General features: G+C 31.6%; 3 protein-coding genes. All 3 read right to left on the reverse strand.

Features of this window, described 5'->3' with window-relative positions; all coding sequences use genetic code 11:
* Positions 1-79 precede the first annotated feature (79 nt).
* Positions 80-442 carry a hypothetical protein gene (locus ACLUJM_RS13590; protein ID WP_008690465.1) on the reverse strand — a complete coding sequence of 121 codons (363 nt, stop codon included), beginning with the start codon at positions 440-442 and terminating at the stop codon, positions 80-82.
* 520 nt (positions 443-962) lie between these two features.
* Positions 963-1,211, reverse strand: a complete 249-nt coding sequence (locus ACLUJM_RS13595; RefSeq protein ID WP_412413059.1) for a hypothetical protein — start codon at positions 1,209-1,211, stop codon at positions 963-965.
* A 5-nt stretch (positions 1,212-1,216) separates the two neighbouring features.
* Positions 1,217-1,618: a site-2 protease family protein gene (locus tag ACLUJM_RS13600; RefSeq protein WP_412413060.1), complete on the reverse strand. Its 402-nt coding sequence runs from the start codon at positions 1,616-1,618 to the stop codon at positions 1,217-1,219.
* Positions 1,619-1,744: the final 126 nt, after the last annotated feature.

The following is a 1,744-nucleotide window of genomic DNA, read 5'->3' on the forward strand; positions in this document are numbered from 1 at the left end:
TATGTATTCTTATACTAAAACAGATAAAACTTAGATACCATACGGTCCGACATTACTTTATCTGCAAAGTATTTCATATTCAAGTGTTTATTCTGGATTTCAAATATTTTACAATTTGTTTAGCCTCATCATTATCTTTCTGATACTGCTCTGTTCCTACCTGTGTTTTATTTTTTGATACATAGACAGCTAAATTTCGATTATCTTTCATAATAATCTTTATACCCACAAACAAATATGGAGTTGATAATATTCCAGTAGGTAAGCCAGAGCTAGGCATTAAAGCTAAGAAGGGAGCTTGTTTCCCTTTTTTACTAGCTTTTTCATTTAAAACAACACATCTTTCTATTTCACTTAATGAATATTTTCCTTCTGTCCCATTTAATATTTGAAAAGCGTTATTCGAAAAATCTATTTTAATACTAGAAAATTCTTTTATCATTTTAAATCTACATCAGACAGAGAAGGAAAAGGTTTTACTATGCGAATATCATAAGGTTCACTAGTTGATATACTTGAAATACTGTTCGCGCTACTGTAAGTTAATACTGTGTGGGCAGTAAAATAATAATTGTAAGGATATGCATTATTCATGTGCATCAACCTCCTTATATCTCTTCTATTATCATTATATGCATAAATCTGAAAATGTAAATTTTACAACAGACCAAATAAATGTTCTTTAAAATTAATCCCATTTGGGTTCCATTATAAATTTATCAAATAACTTGTAAACAATAATGTAGAAAAGGCCTTTATCTACTTCTAAAAAGATATACGGTAAATTAACAACTAAAAAATTTTCACTGATTTATAATTTTCATTATCAAACTCGTATCACAAATATGAAATTCACAGAATAATCTAATTTTTGCTTTTCCATCTTCTATACGTCATGTAAACATTGACGTCTTTCATAAAACAATCTGCTTCCACCTGCATCACATAAAAAAGGAACAGGTTTACCCCATTCCTAATAACACACGACTGATTGTTGAGAAACAATTGACGATCGCACTTCTTGCATAAAACAATGGGCCATCTAATACACCACTGACCAATACCAGTATCAATGCGAAGGATAAATACATTTCATAACGCATCAAATTGAAATAAGTTTCTTCACTAAGAACACCATTAAATCTTAGAACCATCAAGTGGCGGTAATGTGTTAGGTTGAATACCAATCCAATGTTAATAAATGCAGTCATATAACTCAATTGAAAGATAATCGGCAACAGCACCTGAAAATTACTATCCAAGTTAAAACCCAATCATCAAATAGCATAAGAATAACAGATAAAACCAACAGCATATTCATCAATGGTCCAGCTAAGGCTGTCCAGATCATGCCTTCTTTTTTATTACGATAATAATAAGGATCTACTTCCACTGGTTTGGCCCATCCAAATTGAAAGAAAAGCAAACATAAAGTACCAATGGGATCCAGATGCTTTAAAGGATTTAAAGTCAAACGACCTCTTTCCTTTTGCGTATAATCACCCAGCTTATAGGATACAAACGCATGAGCAAATTCATGAAAGCTCAAAGCAATTGCCACGGCCGGTATCAGATAAATCATTTCATGCAGAAAACTATTGAAATCATAACCAAACATGATGTTTCCTCCTTCTGGTAGTATTCAATAGTATAACAGATTCATACATAAAGGTAAAGAAATGCTCTGATCCTGCGCGTAAAAGCAAGAATATCATAGATCAACCACTCTATATAAAACTTGAGT

It is taken from the genome of Finegoldia sp. (genome assembly GCF_046991905.1).
Taxonomy (GTDB): Bacteria; Bacillota; Clostridia; order Tissierellales; family Peptoniphilaceae; genus Finegoldia.